The organism is Pseudoalteromonas sp. 3D05, from assembly GCF_002723455.1.
Taxonomy (GTDB): domain Bacteria; phylum Pseudomonadota; class Gammaproteobacteria; order Enterobacterales; family Alteromonadaceae; genus Pseudoalteromonas.
Genome location: NZ_PDUS01000001.1, coordinates 151,536 through 170,128, shown reverse-complemented (window position 1 = coordinate 170,128; position 18,593 = coordinate 151,536). Strand labels below are relative to the sequence as shown.

At 41.0% G+C, this 18,593-nt stretch carries 16 protein-coding genes; 5 read left to right on the top strand and 11 right to left on the bottom strand.

The annotated features are described in order from the left end of the window. Positions 1–80 precede the first annotated feature (80 nt). Positions 81–959: a LysR family transcriptional regulator gene (locus CSC79_RS00770; RefSeq protein ID WP_099292972.1), complete on the top strand. Its 879-nt coding sequence runs from the start codon at positions 81–83 to the stop codon at positions 957–959. 59 nt (positions 960–1,018) lie between these two features. Here CSC79_RS00770 and CSC79_RS00765 read toward each other — a convergent pair whose 3' ends face one another. The 11 genes from CSC79_RS00765 to ndk all read right to left on the bottom strand — a co-directional run bounded on the left by CSC79_RS00765 (position 1,019) and on the right by ndk (position 12,393). Then, positions 1,019–1,255 (bottom strand): hypothetical protein, encoded by a 237-nt coding sequence (locus CSC79_RS00765; protein WP_099292970.1) that lies wholly within the window; start codon positions 1,253–1,255, stop codon positions 1,019–1,021. A gap of 112 nt (positions 1,256–1,367) precedes the next feature. After that, positions 1,368–1,748, bottom strand: a complete 381-nt coding sequence (locus CSC79_RS00760; protein WP_099293551.1) for a VOC family protein — start codon at positions 1,746–1,748, stop codon at positions 1,368–1,370. 156 nt (positions 1,749–1,904) lie between these two features. Continuing rightward, positions 1,905–3,368, bottom strand: coding sequence for a ribosome biogenesis GTPase Der (gene der / locus CSC79_RS00755; protein WP_099292968.1), 1,464 nt, complete (start codon positions 3,366–3,368; stop codon positions 1,905–1,907). Between the two features lie 73 nt (positions 3,369–3,441). Further along, entirely contained in the window at positions 3,442–4,620 is a 1,179-nt protein-coding gene (bamB, locus tag CSC79_RS00750) for an outer membrane protein assembly factor BamB (RefSeq protein ID WP_099292966.1), read from the bottom strand. 9 nt (positions 4,621–4,629) lie between these two features. Continuing rightward, positions 4,630–5,250 carry a tetratricopeptide repeat protein gene (locus tag CSC79_RS00745; protein WP_099292964.1) on the bottom strand — a complete coding sequence of 207 codons (621 nt, stop codon included), beginning with the start codon at positions 5,248–5,250 and terminating at the stop codon, positions 4,630–4,632. Positions 5,251–5,266: 16 nt separating this feature from the next. Beyond that, positions 5,267–6,547 (bottom strand): histidine--tRNA ligase, encoded by a 1,281-nt coding sequence (hisS, locus tag CSC79_RS00740; protein ID WP_099292962.1) that lies wholly within the window; start codon positions 6,545–6,547, stop codon positions 5,267–5,269. Between the two features lie 121 nt (positions 6,548–6,668). Beyond that, positions 6,669–7,787: a flavodoxin-dependent (E)-4-hydroxy-3-methylbut-2-enyl-diphosphate synthase gene (ispG, locus tag CSC79_RS00735; RefSeq protein ID WP_099292960.1), complete on the bottom strand. Its 1,119-nt coding sequence runs from the start codon at positions 7,785–7,787 to the stop codon at positions 6,669–6,671. Between the two features lie 5 nt (positions 7,788–7,792). Then, a complete protein-coding gene (locus tag CSC79_RS00730) occupies positions 7,793–8,632 on the bottom strand; it encodes a RodZ domain-containing protein (RefSeq protein WP_099292958.1) in 840 nt (279 codons plus the stop codon). Beyond that, positions 8,629–10,563, bottom strand: coding sequence for a type IV pilus biogenesis/stability protein PilW (gene pilW, locus CSC79_RS00725; protein WP_099292956.1), 1,935 nt, complete (start codon positions 10,561–10,563; stop codon positions 8,629–8,631). Before pilW ends, CSC79_RS00730 begins: the two co-directional genes overlap by 4 nt. Positions 10,564–10,674: 111 nt before the next feature. Further along, positions 10,675–11,805 carry a bifunctional tRNA (adenosine(37)-C2)-methyltransferase TrmG/ribosomal RNA large subunit methyltransferase RlmN gene (locus CSC79_RS00720; RefSeq protein ID WP_099292954.1) on the bottom strand — a complete coding sequence of 377 codons (1,131 nt, stop codon included), beginning with the start codon at positions 11,803–11,805 and terminating at the stop codon, positions 10,675–10,677. A 156-nt stretch (positions 11,806–11,961) separates the two neighbouring features. After that, positions 11,962–12,393: a nucleoside-diphosphate kinase gene (gene ndk / locus CSC79_RS00715; RefSeq protein ID WP_008111339.1), complete on the bottom strand. Its 432-nt coding sequence runs from the start codon at positions 12,391–12,393 to the stop codon at positions 11,962–11,964. 230 nt (positions 12,394–12,623) lie between these two features. Between ndk and CSC79_RS00710 the strand changes: the two genes are divergently transcribed. The 4 genes from CSC79_RS00710 to CSC79_RS00695 all read left to right on the top strand — a co-directional run bounded on the left by CSC79_RS00710 (position 12,624) and on the right by CSC79_RS00695 (position 18,579). Further along, positions 12,624–13,220, top strand: coding sequence for a hypothetical protein (locus CSC79_RS00710; protein WP_099292952.1), 597 nt, complete (start codon positions 12,624–12,626; stop codon positions 13,218–13,220). Between the two features lie 118 nt (positions 13,221–13,338). Next, positions 13,339–14,727 (top strand): tRNA 5-hydroxyuridine modification protein YegQ, encoded by a 1,389-nt coding sequence (gene yegQ / locus CSC79_RS00705; RefSeq protein ID WP_099292950.1) that lies wholly within the window; start codon positions 13,339–13,341, stop codon positions 14,725–14,727. 601 nt (positions 14,728–15,328) lie between these two features. After that, on the top strand, positions 15,329–16,207 hold the full coding sequence (locus CSC79_RS00700) for an NAD(P)-dependent oxidoreductase (RefSeq protein WP_099292947.1): 879 nt from the start codon (positions 15,329–15,331) through the stop codon (positions 16,205–16,207). 116 nt (positions 16,208–16,323) lie between these two features. Then, the gene (locus CSC79_RS00695; protein ID WP_099292945.1) at positions 16,324–18,579 is read left to right on the top strand and encodes a polysaccharide lyase 6 family protein; all 2,256 of its coding nucleotides are present in this window, start codon (positions 16,324–16,326) and stop codon (positions 18,577–18,579) included. Positions 18,580–18,593 lie beyond the last annotated feature (14 nt).

Genomic DNA, 18,593 nt, shown 5'->3' with positions numbered 1-18,593 from the left:
ATGGAGCCAGTATGGCAAAGTTGTAAATCAAAGAAAAATAGATATAATCTAATCAATCGTTCTGTTTTAGTTAACTATATATGAGCCGTCTTAATTACCATCATTTATATTATTTCTGGCGCGTAGCGTTACAGGGCAATTTAACCCACGTTGCAAAAGAACTACACGTATCTCAATCAGCCTTATCCAGCCAAATAAAACAGCTCGAGCAAACTATGGATGTCAGTTTATTTGAGCGAAAAGGGCGTAGCCTAAATTTAACGGACATGGGCAAGCGTGTTTTGACATACGCAAACGATATCTTTAATACAGGCGAAGAATTATCTTCTTTTTTAACGAAGGGAGTCATTGCGCAGAAGCAGCATTTGTCGATTGGCGTGCTCAATACGCTTTCGCGTAACTTTATTGAAGAGTTTATAAATCCATTGTTGAATGATCCTGACATTAGTTTTTCGCTCACAGCACGACGTATGGATGGTTTATTGAATGGCTTAGCAGAGCATGAGTTAGATCTTGTGTTAACTAACAAACCCGTTGGAACAGAGCATTACGATCAGCTGTGGCAAAGTCAACTTGTGTCACGCCAACCATTAGCGATTGTTGGACCTGCTAATAAAAAAGTAATGAATGACTTTCCCGTTGGTTATGAAAATGCGCAATGGGTACTGCCTAGTAAAACATCAGCAATTAGAGACTCATTTAATGCACTGTGTGCGCAGTGGCAATACAAGCCTGAAATTAAAGCCGAAGCAGATGATATGGCCATGTTACGTTTACTTGTACGCGACAGTGGTGCTTTTTCGGTACTTCCGCCAGTTGTTATTAAAGATGAAATAGAGCAAGGAATTTTATCGCAGTATCAGCGACTAACTGATGCTTATGAGCTGTTTTACGCAATTACTGCTCAGCGAAAATTTGTGCCCGAAATTTTAACGAAGCTATTGGCCAAAAGTGGTTAATTAACGAAGCGATTCATCCATATAGTGTCATGCTTGATGTGACAGAATTAAACAGCCACTTACTCTTGTGTTAGCGGCTGTTGTTCTGTTTGTACTTTTGCCAAGGTTTGTTTATTAACCTTGATAGCAAAGAGTGGCTCTGCATTTTTTAGCGTCGCTGATATTTCGGCTTTTAGTTGCAATTCGTGAGTTGTGTTCAGTGCTTTTAAAGTGTGCGCGGTTTGTTGCTTTATCTGTTTATCTAATGCGATGTCAGCAGGGCTAAGTAGTAATAAAGTCAGTAGTAATGTGTTCATTGTCATCTCCTTATTTAGTTGGCTATAAATTAACTAAAGTTAATGACAAAACGGTGTTTCTAATATGTCTACTTGGTTAAGCTTTCATGGTATTTCGATGAAGGGTGACAGTTCAGGCTTGGTATAGGCAAATTAACGTCCCCTCTATTGCCCTAACATACGCATAATGCTGCGTTTCTCTAAAACTTGGAGAACAAAGTGGCTCGGCACCTGCAAGTACTGCTTTATCGTAACTTTCAATCAGGTTTGTACAGCTAAACCTTAGTTCAAAGCCTAGTGCTGGTTGCTTTGGATGTGCGCGAATATACCCTTGTTTAAAATGCGCTTGCGCGTAGGGGTGAGCGGCAAATGCTATTTTTATATTGCCAGTAGAGAGCTCTCCATATTCAGCGTTTTCACTTAATGAAAAAGTAACAAAGCCAAATGCTTGGTAATAAAAGTCTAAAGTTTCTTCAACGTCATCAACATAGATAACTTGGCTCATTAATTCCATATACAGCTCACTGATGTTCATTTATCTTCTAAATATAAATAAAGCACAGTTTTAGCGTATTTGCGAAAATTAAAATACTAAACTATTAATTTTAATCATAAAAAAACCTTACGAGTTTACTCAGTAAGGTTTTTAAATTGCGTATGAAAAGCGCTACTATTTGTTACGATTTTCTTTACTAAACGCGCGGATCTTACGTTTTTGCGAAAGCGTTACTTTGTTTGTACGCCCAGCAAATGGGTTGTCGCCTTCTCTAAATTCAATTTTGATTGGCGTGCCCATAATTTTTAACGCTTTACGGTAGTAGTTCATCAAGTAGCGTTTATAGCTATCAGGTAAATCGTGAACTTGGTTACCGTGAATAACGATACGTGGTGGATTATAACCACCGGCGTGGGCATATTTAAGCTTAACACGACGGCCACGAACAAGTGGCGGCTGGTGGTCTGCTTGTGCCATATCCATGATACGGCGTAGCATGGCAGTACTGATACGCTTAGTCGCTGACTCGTACGCTTCATCAATTGATTCAAATAAATGACCAACACCCGTACCATGTAACGCTGAGATAAAATGAATACGTGCAAAATCAATAAAGCCTAAACGACGATCAAGCTCTGATTTGATGCGATCTTTTACGTAGGTGTCTAGACCATCCCATTTATTTACGGCTATCACCAGTGAACGACCAGAGTTCAATGCAAAACCAAGTAAGCTTAAGTCTTGATCCGAAATACCTTCGCGTGCATCAACAACCACAAGTACTACGTTAGAATCTTCAATCGCTTGGAGTGTTTTGATCACAGAGAACTTTTCAACGACATCGCTTACTTTTTTACGTTTACGTACGCCTGCCGTATCAATTAATATGTACTCTTTGTCATTTCGTGTCATTGGGATATAAACCGAGTCACGCGTTGTGCCTGGCATATCGTAAACAATAACACGTTCTTCACCGAGTATGCGGTTTGTTAGTGTTGACTTACCTACATTAGGACGACCAATGATAGCTAATTTAACTGGTTTGTCAGCAAACGCTTGTTGTTCTGCTTCACCGTCTTCTTCTGAGTATAAGTCAATGAGTTCGTCATCGCTGTCTTCACCATCATCGTTCTCTGCACTGAGCTGAGCGATCACAGGCTGTAACGTGTGTTCTAGCAGTAATGTAATACCACGGCCATGCGCTGCTGCAATATGGTGTACTTCACCTAACGATAATTGGTAAAACTCTGCACAATTTGAATCAGCATCAATACCATCGGTTTTATTGGCAACAACAAAGCTTTTCTTCTCTTGCTTGCGCAAGTGATTTGCAATGGCTTGATCGGCAACTGTCATACCCACACGGGCATCAACCAAGAACAATACGATATCAGCTTCTTCAATCGCTAGTAGCGACTGATCGGCCATTTCGATTTCAATGCCTTCTTCAGAACCATCAATACCGCCCGTGTCTACCACGATAAATTCATAGCCATCATAGTTAGCTTGGCCATATTTTCTATCTCGTGTTAAGCCTGGAAAATCGGCAACGAGTGCATCACGAGTACGTGTTAAACGGTTAAATAATGTGGATTTGCCCACATTGGGTCGCCCAACTAGAGCGATCACGGGAAGCATAAACTACCTCTTTAAAAAACAACAAAAGGCTTCGCAGTGCGAAGCCTTATAAAAATACATGTAGATTAGTGTGTTAGTTAGGTATGGTTACCGCACTAACTTCACCATCTCGGGTGTATAAAATCAGTTTATCGTCTGCAACAATTGGCTCAACAAAAAAGCCTGAACTGTCGAAGTCTTCGCGCGATACAAGCTCGCCTGATTCTTTATTTAGCCAGTGTAAGTTACCTTCTTGGTCACCTAATGCTAAATAATTCCCTGCTACCGCAGGCCCTGTCAAATACCAACCACGAAGAGCTGGTTGACTCCAGCGTTCAATGCCAGAGGTTTTATCTAATGCGTATACAACACCATCGCTATCAACAACGTAGATAGTCAAAGCGTCCATCGCTATTTCACGGTAGCTGCTGTATTCACGCTTCCACACAACATTACCAGAGCGAATATCAACCGCTGCTAAGTTACCATTATAGGCGATAGCATAGGCATACGGGCCGCTAATAAGTGGGCGAGTGTCAACATCAACAAGACGTTCAAACTCAGATGCACCTTTAGGCGTTGCTATTTCAGCACTCCATGCAGAATAACCACTTTCAGAAATAAGTACGCTTAGCTTTCCAGTTTCAAGCCCAACCAGAACACCGCCATTAGCCACAGTCGGTGAGCTTTGACCGCGAAGTGTCAATGGGGGTACTTCTTGCTCGTGACTCCAACGCTCTTCACCGGTATCTGGATGAAGCGCAAGTAGTTTGCCCGAACCTAAATTAACAAAAATTAATCCATCACCGGCAGCAGGAGAAGCAAGTACTTCACCAGGTACGTTTTTACGCCATACTACTTCACCGGTTTCACGATCAAGGGCAATTAAAAACCCATGCTCTGAGCCAACAAATAATTTACCGTAGGCTTGTAGTATACCACCAGATAACTTGGCACTGATATCACTTTCCCATGGCCAAAATGTAGAATTCTCACGTACGTCCGTTTCCCAGAGCGTATCGCCAGTTTCAACTGATAGTGCTTCTATATCACCATCACGACTGGCTACAAAAACGTGATCTTTATAAATAGCTGGTGTTAAGCGTGAAAAGTAATGTTCTACCCCATCACCAATGCTTTCTTGCCATACAACGTTCGTTTCAAACTGATTAACGATTTCAGGCAATACTAGTTCTTCTTCGTCATCACTTGATGAGCAACCAACCAGAGTCGCCATACATAAAGCAATACTTGCCGCTGTTAACTTTTTCATGGTAACCCCTTATGCCGCTGGGCTAGTTACTGCTAAGTCATCAAGTTTGATTTGCAATAATGGGTTGTTTTCAAGGCCACCTGCATCAGCCGCTGTTTGATAAGCAACGCGTGCTTGCTCAGCGTTACCTTGTGCTAAATAAATGTCGCCTTTAATTTCAGCAACAGCCGCTTTGTATGCGTCATTTTGTGTTTTGTCTAATGTAGCTAATGCATCATCGTATTGTTTTTGAGCAACTTGTACACGCGCTAAACGCGTAATTGCTGTTGCTTTTAAGTCAGCGTTATCAACATTTGACATAACCCAAGTTAATTTCTCACTTGCTACGTCAAGTTGACCTTTTTCTACCGCTTCTTTTGCTGCAACAAATGACGCAAGTACGCTGTAATTAGAGTCTTTATTTTCAGCAATAAATGTATCGGCTGCGCCTAATACTTCACCACTTTCTACTAATGTAGTGTAAGCATCCGATGCACTTTCTGCTGTTGTAATTTGGTGCTGGTTATATGCTTTCCAGCCGTATAAACCGCCTAAACCGATAACAATACCTAGCGCGAGTGATACGCCATTTTCGCGGAAAAATCGTTTAATTGCTTCTGCTTGTTGTTCTTCTGTTGAATAAATATCCATTATTACCTCTAATGTTTTAGCTTTGTACTAGCTCAGCTAAAAGCGTTTTAACTTGTTCTAATTCTAAGGTGACTTGTTCTTTACGTTCACGTAAATATTTAACAGTCACTACGCCTTGTTCTAATTCGTCTTCACCGATAATTAGTGCCACAACTGCATCACTTTTATCTGCGCGTTTAAGCTGCTTTTTAAAGTTACCACCGCCAGCGTGAACCATGACTCTAAGTCCTGGCACATCAGCACGTAGTTGAGCTGCGATTAGTGGGGCTTGGATACTAGCCTTATCACCCATTGCTGCCAAATATACATCAGCGTTGCGGCGTATGTCACCTACACATTCTAATGCTTGTAACAGTAATACCAATCGCTCAAGGCCCATGGCAAATCCAACGGCAGGTGATGCTTTACCACCTAGTTGCTCAACTAACCCATCATAACGGCCGCCAGCACAAACAGTGCCTTGTGCGCCTAGGCTGTCAGTGACCCACTCAAATACAGTTCGGTTGTAGTAATCTAAACCACGAACGAGTCGTTCATTTACCGTGTATATGACGCCTGCAGCGTCTAAACGTTCACATAAACTTGCAAAATGTTCTTTTGATTCAGCATCTAAATGTTCTGACAGTTTTGGTGCATCGACTAAGATGGCTTGAACATCAGGGTTTTTGCTGTCTAACACTCGCAATGGGTTTGAGTGCATACGACGCTTAGAATCTTCATCTAGTACGTCAACATGTTGTTCTAAATAGCTAATTAGCGCATCACGGTATTGTGCTCGGGCTTCATTTGAACCCAGTGAGTTAAGTTCTAAGCGAACATGGTCACTGATACCAAATTGTTTCCATAGTTGTGCAGTAAGCAAGATAACTTCTGCGTCGATATCGGGTGTTGCAATACCGAATGTTTCTAGACCAAATTGGTGAAATTGACGATAACGGCCTTTTTGAGGACGCTCATGTCTAAACATTGGACCCATATACCATAAGCGCTGCTCTTGGTTATACAGTAATCCGTTTTGGTTACCAGCACGTACACAAACTGCAGTACCTTCTGGGCGAAGAGTTAAGCTATCGCCATTGTTATCTGCAAAAGTGTACATTTCTTTTTCTACGATATCGGTTACTTCACCAATAGAGCGTTTGAAAAGATCGGTTGATTCTACAATTGGAAAACGAATTTCTTGATAACCGAACGATGCGACCGTCTCGCGTAAAATGTTTTCTACTTTCTGCCAAACTTGGGTGTCGCCCGGCAGACAATCGTTCATTCCACGTATTGCCTGAATTTGTTTTGCCACTGATAAATCCTAAAAACTGTATTTGCGCACAGGGGTGCGACAACAAAAATGCTAAAAATTGACCCGCTATTATAGCTGGCATGCGTGCGGCAAACCACCCAGTTTGCCGACTATATTAATTTTATTCGACGATTTTAACGTCGATAGGGGCTTGCTGTTCTTTTTTAGCGATAAAATCGCGAACATAGCCTTCAAGTTCCTCAACAATATTATTATTGTCGATACGTGCTTTTTGACGTTCGCCATTGATATATAAACCAGAGCGACGATTTGCACCAGCTAAACCAATATCGCTAACGAGTGCTTCACCTGGGCCGTTAACAACACAACCAATCACCGACACAGAGACCGGCTCAATGATATCTTCAAGGCGCTCTTCGAGTTGGTTCATGGTGCTTACAACATCAAACTCTTGGCGAGAACAGCTAGGGCAAGCAATAAAGTTAATACCACGAGAGCGGATGCGTAATGATTTTAAAATATCAAAACCGACTTTAATCTCTTGAACAGGATCTGCGGCTAGTGATACGCGCAATGTGTCACCAATACCCTCAGCGAGTAACATACCCAAACCAACAGCCGATTTTACTGAGCCTGAGCGCATGCCGCCGGCTTCAGTAATACCTAAATGTAATGGTTGGTCGATTTCTTTAGCAAGCAGGCGATATGCGCCAACGGCTAAAAATACATCAGATGCTTTTACTGAGATTTTGAATTGATCAAAGTCCAAACGTTGTAAAATCTCTACATGGCGCATGGCTGATTCAAGTAATGCTTCTGGCGTTGGTTCGCCGTATTTCTCTTGCAAGTCACGCTCAAGAGAACCGCCATTTACACCAATACGAATCGGAATGTTGTGTTCACGCGCAGAATCAACCACAGCGCGAATACGTTCTTCACTGCCGATATTACCTGGGTTTATACGTAAACAATCAGCACCATACTGCGCCACTTTTAAAGCGATGCGGTAATCGAAATGAATATCGGTCACAAGTGGAATCGTCACCTGCTCTTTGATGCTTTTAAATGCTTCAGCGGCAGCCATGGTTGGCACGGATACACGGACAATATCGGCTCCCGCATCTTGTATAGCCTGAATTTGAGCTACAGTGGCATCAATATCCATGGTATCTGTGTTGGTCATAGATTGCACAGCAATAGGTGCGCCATCACCAATAGGGACATTTCCGACATTGATACGGGTTGATTTTCTGCGTTTGATTGGAGATTCTGAAAACATAGCGACTACTCTGCTAATGGTAAATTAAATTTGGCTAAACGATTCTTAGGAAAATTCGAAATATCGATGGCTTCACCATTGAGTGTAATTTCAACTACTTGGTGTTTTCCTAATACCACTGAAAAAGGAGGCGTGCCAGTTAGGGTCATTTCATAGCCTGCTTTTTTTACGCCAAAAGCGACTTTTTCGCCTTCACCGTCGTGTATTTCTACCCAGCTATCTTCGTTAAACAACATTACAACCGTGCTTAAACCATTTTGTTCTTGTTGTGCTGGCTCAGAAACTGGCTCTTCACGCATTTGCACTGGCTGTTCAGGTGTGTTGTTTTCAAACTCAGGTTGAATTGGTTCTGCGTCATCAGTGCTAATTGGTTGAGGTTGCGATTGCACTGTGTCGTTTACGTTCAAATCAACCAACGGCTTGGTGACAGTTTGTTGATTTAATGGGGTTGAATTTTGCCACCACCACAATGCTGATGAGCCAATAGCTATTGCTAAAATAATGTAACTAACAAGCATTAGCCGACTGTCATGCGCTTCTTTTTCGGTACGCTTTGAGAAGCTCTGCATATTCGATTTTTTTACGGTTTCCTGACTTTCAGGAAATAATGCCATTACGGCTGCGCTGTCTAAATTAAACTCGCGGCAATAACATTTAGCATACCCTTTTACAAAAGTTGCAGGGCCGAGTAAGTGGTGTTCGTCATTTTCTAAATGCTGCAACTGCAACACCGATAGCTTTAATTTTTCAGCTAATTGTTCAAGGCTAACACCTGCCGCTTCACGGCCTGTTTTTAATGTTTGGCCTAAGCTTGGTTGAGTTGATTCTGTATTTTCATCATTCATAATGCGTATGATTCGGGATCCACTAGTAAGAGTCTATGTCCAGGTTTGAGAGCAATATCTGGGCTTAATTTATTCCATCGCATTAACTGATCAATTAACAAGCGACGCTCTGTGGCAATACTATACAAAGTATCGCCTGCGTTTATTTTATAAAATATATTGGGGTCATTAAGGTAAATTTTAGTTCCATTGACCAGTCGATCAGATTCTCTTAACCCATTCCATTGGAGTAATTTTTGTAGTCTAACATTGTATCGTACTGAAATGCTAAATAGGTTTTCACCAGCCTGTAAAATATGAAACGGAATAGCAGGAGGAGATAGTCGTGAATTCAACAGTGGTGCTTCGTCAATCGTGTCAATATTATTAAATTGCACCGTTGCTTGACGGTTAGTACGGGTACTTTGCGTTGCAAAAACCGCTGCATTTTTTACGGGTTGATAAAACTCAACTTGCTCACCTGCTGATTGAGAATCACTTTTACTCGGTTGTGTTGCATTGACATTTGTTTGCGCACTGAGCATTTGCTCGGTTTTTGGTGCGCCAAATGACACAATTTTAACCCCATCCTTTGGCTCATTTTTGCTGGGCTTAGGCTTAGATACACTAGGTTTTGCAGTAGACACTCCCAAATTTTCGACCTTTGACGTAAAAAAGCCATCAGAGACGGGAGTTGACACTTGATTCTCATTATTTGAATCTACTACCGATAGTGCTGACAAAACGGCTTGTGCATTGGAGTTTGTTTTTGCAAGAACAGGCTCGCTTGCTTGAGTAGCCAAGGGGGCAGTGGTGGCTACAGTGGTTAATGCACCCATTACTGCATTAGTATCAATTGGCGTGTCATCGATATGAATACTTGCAGGGATCAGCGTTGCTTCGCTTGTTTGCGGTTTTTGTGGTTCTTCATTATTTACTTGTGTTTTGGTAACTGAAGCGGTGACGTCTTGTGCTGTTCGAGTAGATGAGTCATTTTGCGTTGTTTTTATCGAATTAGTGGCCAGCTCTACTTTTGCTGCTGCAAATTGAGGTACCTTTTTCTTTTTTACGATACGCATTTTCGGGTTTGCGTTCACCATAACAGATGAATTTTCAGACTTAAATTCATCGAGTTTTGCTTGGCGATATTTAAATCGTAGAATTTCAAATTCACTTTGCTTTAAGCGTTGTTCGCGAATTAAAACGGCTTCGTTCGACACCGGGTACGTTTGTAATATGGTTGCAGCGGTGGTCTGGGCTTTTTCAATATGGCCCATACGTTGATCAATTAAATAATCCAAAAGTAACGAGCGTGGCGAGACCTGACCTGATTTTTCATACCGAGTGAGTAACTCTTGTGCTTTATGTAAATCACTTTTTGCGTAATACAGTGCAGACAAACTAATAATTGAAGATGCGCGCATGGAGCTATGCTTGATTGCAGAAAGAAAGTACTTCTCAGCTTGTTCAAAGTCATTAAATTCAATTGCACATAACGCTAGGTTTTCATAACTTTCTGCGACGCGGATATAACTTGGGATTTCAATGGCTTTAATAAATTGTTCGGTTGCGCGATCGTATTCATTGATACCACATAAAAATACCCCGTAATTATTACGAGTATTTGGATCATTAGGATTAATTTTTAGCGCTTTTTGATAGGCATCATCTGCTAGGCTGTCTTCACCGACTTGTTGATAGTAATAAGCAAACGAGTAGTGTACTTCGGGCAAGTCAGGCGCAAATGAGGCTGCGCGTTCTAAGTTATACTTGGCCTGAGAGCTGTTGCCGGTATTGAGGTATTCTAATGCAAGTGCAATACGTGTGCGCGCTGCGCCAGTATTATTGATGGTGTTTTCGACAACGGGTTTATCATTGCCTTCGTAACTGTTTTCAGTCACACAGCCGCTAAGCGCAATGACACTGGCCGCTAAAGCAAGTAAAGATCGCATTACCTTATCTCTTATTATTATCCATATCAGCCTATATTACCGAAAAGCACTTGTGTTGCATCAACTTTTTGAATTTAATGCATTACACAAGTGTTTCAGTCATTAGATTAGTTAAGCTTGTTGGATATTGACCGAAATTGCATTTTCATCACGCATTTTCTTTTTTGCCATACGCTTGGTACGGTCAACCACATCACCCGCTAACTGGCCGCAGGCTGCATCGATATCGTCCCCTCGGGTACGGCGCACAATACACGTAATACCGCCAGCTTGTAACACCTTAGAAAAACGGTCTATACGACTGTTGCTCGAACGGGTGTATTCATTACCTGGGAACGGGTTAAATGGAATTAAGTTAACTTTAGACGGTGTGCCCTTAAGCGTTTTAACCAGTGCGTGTGCTTGATCAGTGCTGTCGTTCACGCCATTGAGCATAACGTATTCAATAGTGACGTCTTTGTTAGCTTTAGAGCCATCAATATAACGACGACATGCCGCTAAAAATTCTTCAATTGGGTATTTTTTATTAATTGGCACTAGCACATCGCGTAATGCGTTATCTGGCGCATGCAATGAAATCGCTAAAGCAACGTCGATTTTTTCTTTTAGTAAATCAAGCGCTGGTACTACACCTGAGGTGCTTAATGTTACGCGGCGTTTAGATAACCCAAAGCCCCAATCGTCCATCATCAGTTCCATTGCTGGTACTACGTTCTTAACGTTGAGTAATGGCTCACCCATACCCATCATTACCACGTTAGTGACAGGGCGCTTTTCGCTATTGCCATCAAGGCCGATATCTTTGGCTACGCGCCAAACTTGACCAATAATTTCTGATACTTTTAAGTTACGGTTAAAGCCTTGTTGAGCTGTTGAACAAAAAGTACATTCAAGGGCGCAGCCAACTTGTGATGATACACACAGCGTTGCACGCTCTTTTTCTGGGATCCATACGGCTTCAACCTCTTGACCACCTTCAAGTACTAAAGCGTACTTGATGGTGCCGTCGCTTGCTTGCTGACGAACAGAGATTTCTGGCGCGACGATTTCACATTCGTTTTTTAGCTTTTCTTTAAGCTTTTTATTTACGTTGCTCATGTCGTCAAAGTTATCAACGCCAAAATGATAAATCCATTTCATCACCTGATCGCCACGAAACGGCTTTTCACCGAATGACACAAATAGCTCACGCATTGCATCTCGGTTTAAATCTAATAAGTTAATCTTTTTTTGCTCGGTCATGAAACAACCTCAATCAGTGACGGTGGTGATAAAATTTACGGGGGTGAATTGTACACAATTCGACCAGTTTAGTCATTAGCTAAACATCTTTCATTGCTTAGCTAATCACTAAAAAAGGGCCCGAAAGCCCTTTTTGTTTTGCTCAGCGCGTTCGAATTAACGAGTACGTGGGCAAAGCTCTTCATCTGCGAAGAAGTAAGCGATTTCGCGAGCAGCAGATTCAACAGCGTCAGAACCGTGAACAGCGTTTTCGTCGATGCTGTCAGCGTAGTCTGCACGTAAAGTACCTGCTAGCGCTTCAGCTGGGTTAGTTGCACCCATGATTTCGCGGTTTTTAAGAACAGCGTTTTCGCCTTCAAGAACGGTAACCATTACTGGGCCAGACGTCATGAAAGAAACTAAAGCACCAAAGAAAGGACGCTCGCTGTGCTCAGCATAGAAACCTTCAGCTTTCTCTTGTGAAAGGTGAACCATTTTAGCTGCAACGATTTTAAGGCCAGCAGTTTCGAAACGGTTGTAGATAGCGCCAATGTGGTTTTTAGCTACTGCATCAGGTTTTACGATTGAGAAAGTACGCTCTAAAGCCATCTTTATGCTCCAATAATTTTTAAGTAAAAGTGTGAATATTAACGGGCGCGAATTATACGCGTTTTATAGCAAAATGCCTAATTTTATTAAATAGGGTCTATGTGGCAATTTAATGAAAGAATAAAATACCCACAAAAACCTGCTCGGTAATGTGTTCCCAAAAACGATTGTTGTATTTTCCACAAAACTTGACTAACGTTGTTAGTTCACATTAAAGGGATTTAAAAAGTATGAAAAAGTTTATGTTTATCTGTATGTTGGGTGCATTTTTAAGCGCGTGCGGTTCAGATAAGGAAGGGGGGTTACCGTGTCCGCCAACAGCAATTGGTGTGGATGTTAACGCAATCGATTTATCAGTAGACGGCAACGTGTCTCAAGTTAACACAGCCGTGGTGTTTAATGATCTAGTGTTTAACTTTGAGTCAAGTGGCGAGGCTGTTTTTGCGCCGGGCAATGAATTTGATCCAAATAAAAAATACAGTACCGACTGTGTTGGACTGCCGGTTATTTTAGGCTCAATCAATACACTCTCTGAGTTTAATATTTATTCTACGGCTGACTACAATTCAAAGCTAACCGCCGGAACGAGCCTTAATGAGGTGTTTTCAGTTCAGAGTATTGATACGGGGGATTTTGACTATGGCGAATCACTCACACTGAAACAGCTACAGGGTGACTTACCTATCAGCGCGCCGCGATATTTTTCTTTAATATTAAATCAAGCCCCAGAGGTTGAAAGTAGTCATCTATTTTATATTGAGTTTATGGTTGATGATAAGCAAATTATCATTGAGACAACTGAGCTATTAATTACAGGCAATGAATAGCTCTATTGAGATTTTGTGATCAGGATCAACATTCCTTTTTATTAGCTATTTATACTATCGCGCTCTATTTAATTTTTCATGCAACTGGCTTGACCCCAGTTCGATGTATGGAGCGCACATGTCGTCAATACCCTCTTCAAATACGTTTGTACCAGAATTACTCTCACCAGCTGGTAGTTTAAAAAATATGCGCTATGCGTTTGCCTATGGTGCTGATGCTGTTTATGCAGGCCAACCACGTTATAGTCTGCGAGTGCGTAATAATGAGTTTGACCTTGATACCCTTAAAGTTGGCATTGATGAAGCTCATGCATTAAATAAAAAGTTTTATGTGGTATCCAATATTGCGCCGCATAACGCCAAAGTTAAGTCGTATTTGCGTGATATTGAACCTGTTATAGCGATGGGGCCAGATGCCTTGATCATGTCTGATCCGGGCTTAATTATGTTAGTGCGAGATAAATGGCCTGATATGCCCATTCATTTATCAGTGCAAGCCAATGCAGTCAATTACGCTAGCGTAAAATTTTGGGCTAAGCAGGGTATTGAACGCGTTATCTTATCGCGAGAATTATCACTTGAAGAAATAAGCGAAATTCGCACACTGTGCCCTGAAACCGAGCTTGAGGTATTTGTGCATGGCGCGTTATGCATGGCGTATTCTGGACGTTGCCTGCTTTCTGGTTACATTAATAAACGCGATCCGAACCAAGGCACTTGCACCAATGCCTGTCGTTGGGAATACGACGTTAAACCTGGCACTGAAAACGAAACCGGTGAAATGGTGCACAAAATAGACCCCAAAGCAGTAATACCAACACTGGGTGAAGGCGCACCAAGCAATGATGTATTTATGCTTGAAGAACAAGGCCGCCCAGGTGAATACATGCCGGCGTTTGAAGATGAGCACGGTACATACATCATGAATTCAAAAGACTTGCGTGCAGTGCAATATGTAGAGCAATTAACAAAAATGGGCGTGCATAGTTTAAAAATAGAAGGGCGTACTAAGTCATTTTATTACGTAGCCCGCACTGCGCAGGTATATCGTAAAGCAATTGATGACGCCGTTGCAGGTAAGCCATTTGATGCTGATTTATTTAAAACTCTTGAGAGCCTCGCTCATCGTGGCTATACCGAAGGCTTTTTAAAGCGCCACGCCCATCAAGACTACCAAAACTATGAATACGGCCACTCGGTCTCTGATAAACAGCAGTTTGTAGGTGAAGTGCTTGGCCGAGATGACTATGGGCTAGTTGAAATTGACGTAAAAAATAAGTTTTGCGTGGGCCACTCACTGGAATTAATGACCCCGCTGGGTAACTTTAACTTTACGCTACAGGCGATGAAAAACAAAAAAGGCGAGGAAATTACTGATGCAAAAGGCTCTGGCCACGTTGTAAAAATCCCACTGCCTGAAAGTATTGATTTAGAACACGCCATTTTAATGCGCAATCTTGATGAAAATCAAGACACCCGCAACCCGTTTAAAAAAGCCGTGGTTTAACCACGGCAATACACATTTTTTCCCTGTATTAATCTAACCTCTCGTTTTAAAAACATACATTAGCCTTCAATATCAATCACAGCTTTAGACTCCAAAACGCCACATTACTAATATCTTTTAGCTTATAAATAAGCATTTTATCGATCAGAATGTGCTTGGTAAGTTTAGGCATAAGCAAGATCTACCCGTTGGTTGCATTACCATTTTCCCACTTTGTTATTACCAATCTTTGCTTTTAGTCTTTTATCCACTTCTTTATCCGGTGTTTTTATATTTTGTTATTTATTATCAGTGGTTTGTTGTCTTTTTTGTTGGGTTTAATACGTTATTTCATTTTTGATTATAATACTTTTCTTAAGTTTATTATTACCTGTTAATATAATTGATATACAAATTGGTTGACAATTGGTTCGTTGGGTAATACTGTTTTTGTAAGTTGATTGGTAATTTTTTTAAGAGCAATGTATTTTACCTCTCGGCACGTTTATGAGTTTTACCATTTTTAGTAGAACTCCAGAGGTTCAATAAAGTAAAGCTGTGTCACTGATACTTAGCTGATAAATAGCGTTGAATTAAACGCTCAATAATTTAGGAGTTATTCATGTCTAAACCAACTATTGGTTTCATTGGGCTAGGCCTTATGGGCGGCAATATGGTCGAGAACTTACAAAATAAAGGCTACGACCTAGTTGTAATGGACCTTAATAAAGAGTCTGTTGCTAAATGTGTTGAGCGTGGTGCGAAAACAGTTGCAACAGCAAAAGAGCTTGCTGCTTGTACTGACATTGTGATGTTGTGCTTAACAACATCAACGATTGTCGAAAAAGTCGTTTACGCTGAAGATGGGTTGCTAGCTGGTTTTAAAGCAGGCTCAGTACTTATTGATTTTGGTACATCAATTCCAGCATCAACAAAGAAAATTGGCGCTGATCTCGCTAAAAAAGGCGTGGGTATGGTTGACGCTCCATTAGGTCGAACTCCTGCCCATGCTAAAGATGGTTTGTTGAATATCATGGCTGCTGGTGATGCAGAAACATTCAATAAAGTGAAGCCCGTTTTAGCAGAACAAGGCGAAAATGTGTTTCATTTAGGTGAGCTAGGCGCGGGTCATACAACAAAGTTAATTAATAATTTTATGGGAATGACTACCGTGTGTGCAATGTCGCAAGCATTTGCAGTAGCTGATCGAGCAGGCGTTGACCGCCAACAGTTGTTTGACATTATGTCGACAGGCCCTTCTAACTCACCATTTATGCAATTCTGTAAAAATTACGCTGTAGATAACGTGAGTGACTTAGGCTTCTCAATTGCAAATGCTAACAAAGACTTAGGCTACTTTTTACAGATGGTAGCAGACTTAGGGACTGAATCTAAGATTGCAGAGGGTTCATCAGCTAATTTACAAGCTGCATTTGATGCAGGTATGGGTCAAGGTAACGTACCTGAAATCTTTGATTACTTTAAAACACTAGATAAATAGTTCTAGTTAATTTAGGTGTTAATCAGGATGTTTAGCACCTTTACACACACATTATAAATACTGGAAAGCGAGTTATCTTTATCGGTTAACTACACAATCCAGTCAAAGAGTTAACTATGCGATTGATCAATCTAACTATAATAAAGCTTAGCCTAGTTATCCTTGGTTGTATTTCAACTGCGACGACAGCCAAAGACTACTTTGTTGATAATAAGCAAGCTTACACTGATATTGCCCAAGATTTAAAAGCGGGCGATACAGTTATTTTAAAAAATGGTACTTGGACAGATTTTGAGATTTTGTTTCAAGGTCAAGGCACAGAAACATCTCCTATTCAGTTGACTGCACAAACCAAAGGCAAGGTTTTTTTAACTGGCCAGTCTAACCTTCGCCTTGCTGGGGAATACCTTCATGCTAGCGGTTTGGTATTTAAAAACGGCTACACGCCTACTTCGGCTGTTATTGAGTTTCGCCGCAATAAAAATGAGCTAGCTCGTCATTCACGAGTTTCAGAAGTTGTAATTGATAATTATAACAATCCTGACAAACGCGAATCAGATTATTGGGTTGCACTTTATGGTAAATACAATCGGTTTGACCACAACCATTTAGTGGGTAAACGCAATAAAGGTGTTACGGTTGCCGTACGTTTGAATAATAAGCAGAGCCAAGAAAACCACCACCAGATTGATCATAACTACTTTGGCTATCGCCCGACATTTGGATCAAATGGAGGGGAAACGCTGCGCATCGGTACAAGTCATTACTCTTTGACGGATTCATTCACGCTTGTTGAGAATAACTATTTTGAGCAAACGAATGGTGAAGTAGAAATTATCTCGATTAAATCGGGTAAAAATATTGTCCGCAATAATGTCTTTTTTGAAGCTCGCGGTACGTTAACCATGCGCCATGGTAACGGCAACTTGATTGAAGAAAATATCTTTTTTGGTAATGGTGTTGACCATACCGGAGGTATTCGAGTTATCAATAAAAACCAAATAATTCGTAACAACTACCTTGAGGGGTTAACGGGTTTTCGTTTTGGTAGTGGCTTCACTGTAATGAATGGTGTGCCTAACTCATCGATCAATCGTTACCACCAGGTAGAAAATGCACTCATAGAACACAATACATTTGTTAATGTGCGTCATATCCAACTTGCAGCGGGCAGTGATGCTGAGCGCAGTGCTGTACCAGTCAACAGTGTAATGAAGAATAACCTCATTATTAATGACAGTAACCAACAACCTTTTACTGTGTTTGACGACGTAAACGGTATTACCTTCTCTGGGAATATTGCTAATACTAAAGTGCTTAACAAAGTTGCTTATGGTGTAAAGCAGCAGTCGGTATCACTTAAGCGAAATAAGGCGGGGTTACTTCTGCCCATATCGAATATGTCTAATGTAGGTGCAAAAGCAAATTTAACAGTATTGGCTAAAGAGCAAACGGGTGTAAATTGGTATGAAAAAGTACCTGCTATTATTGCCTTTGACTCAGGTAAAACACACCTTGTCAAAAACTCTGCCAGCGCATTATTAAACGCGATTGAAAAGGCTAAGTCTGGTGATGTGCTAGAACTATCAGCGGGGCAATACGATGTAGCTAAACTTGTTGCGATTGATAAAGTACTGACAATTAAAGCACGCCAAAAGGGCAAGGCAACATTGACGTTTGAGCGTTCAACTTTATTTGAAATTCATGATGGTGGCAGCTTAAAACTTGATGGCTTATTTATTTCAGGCAAAAGCAGCCCAGACTCTGCTGGTAACAGCGTAGTGAGAACGAAAAAATGGGGCATGGTTGAGAATTACCGGCTGGTAATGATGAATAGTCATTTAGTCGATTTAGATATCAACCATACTTTTGACTTTTTTAAGACCGGCAAAGGTGCGCTTGCTGATGAAATTACGATGATAAATAACACGTTTGATAAAGTGTCTGGTGATATTTTGCGATTAGATAGCGAAATCGAAGATTTAGGGATTTATAACGCCGATTACGTAACGCTAAGTGCTAATCGCTTTAATAATATACGTGGCAGTTTAATCAAACTTTATCGTGGTGGCAGTGATGAAAGTACATTTGGCCCTCATTTGAATATGACTGATAACACACTATTGAATGTAGGACTTGGCAAACGCAACAAAAGCAAATCAAGTGTTTACCTGCATGGTGTTCAAGTTACAAATATAGATAACAATACTTTCGTTAAATCGGCACCTATTATTATCGAACATACGGTGGGTGAACCTAATACTACGATTGTTAATAATATTTTCGATGGCACAGCTGAGCCGCGTGTTAAAGAGCTCAGAGTTACAGGGCCTCACACGGCTACTTTAAAAAATAACCAAGTAATAAATTAAGTCGCGGAGTATTG

What these genes read in the sequence shown, in the direction of transcription:
- CSC79_RS00745 (WP_099292964.1), bottom strand. Translation starts at nt 5,250, where the DNA reads ATGGATATTTATTCAACAGAAGAACAACAAGCAGAAGCAATTAAACGA.
- CSC79_RS00710 (WP_099292952.1), top strand. Translation starts at nt 12,624, where the DNA reads ATGAAAAAGTTTATGTTTATCTGTATGTTGGGTGCATTTTTAAGCGCG.
- pilW (WP_099292956.1), bottom strand. Translation starts at nt 10,563, where the DNA reads ATGCGATCTTTACTTGCTTTAGCGGCCAGTGTCATTGCGCTTAGCGGC.
- yegQ (WP_099292950.1), top strand. Translation starts at nt 13,339, where the DNA reads ATGTCGTCAATACCCTCTTCAAATACGTTTGTACCAGAATTACTCTCA.
- der (WP_099292968.1), bottom strand. Translation starts at nt 3,368, where the DNA reads ATGCTTCCCGTGATCGCTCTAGTTGGGCGACCCAATGTGGGCAAATCC.
- CSC79_RS00695 (WP_099292945.1), top strand. Translation starts at nt 16,324, where the DNA reads ATGCGATTGATCAATCTAACTATAATAAAGCTTAGCCTAGTTATCCTT.
- CSC79_RS00760 (WP_099293551.1), bottom strand. Translation starts at nt 1,748, where the DNA reads ATGGAATTAATGAGCCAAGTTATCTATGTTGATGACGTTGAAGAAACT.
- bamB (WP_099292966.1), bottom strand. Translation starts at nt 4,620, where the DNA reads ATGAAAAAGTTAACAGCGGCAAGTATTGCTTTATGTATGGCGACTCTG.
- ndk (WP_008111339.1), bottom strand. Translation starts at nt 12,393, where the DNA reads ATGGCTTTAGAGCGTACTTTCTCAATCGTAAAACCTGATGCAGTAGCT.
- CSC79_RS00700 (WP_099292947.1), top strand. Translation starts at nt 15,329, where the DNA reads ATGTCTAAACCAACTATTGGTTTCATTGGGCTAGGCCTTATGGGCGGC.
- CSC79_RS00770 (WP_099292972.1), top strand. Translation starts at nt 81, where the DNA reads ATGAGCCGTCTTAATTACCATCATTTATATTATTTCTGGCGCGTAGCG.
- ispG (WP_099292960.1), bottom strand. Translation starts at nt 7,787, where the DNA reads ATGTTTTCAGAATCTCCAATCAAACGCAGAAAATCAACCCGTATCAAT.
- CSC79_RS00730 (WP_099292958.1), bottom strand. Translation starts at nt 8,632, where the DNA reads ATGAATGATGAAAATACAGAATCAACTCAACCAAGCTTAGGCCAAACA.
- CSC79_RS00720 (WP_099292954.1), bottom strand. Translation starts at nt 11,805, where the DNA reads ATGACCGAGCAAAAAAAGATTAACTTATTAGATTTAAACCGAGATGCA.
- CSC79_RS00765 (WP_099292970.1), bottom strand. Translation starts at nt 1,255, where the DNA reads ATGAACACATTACTACTGACTTTATTACTACTTAGCCCTGCTGACATC.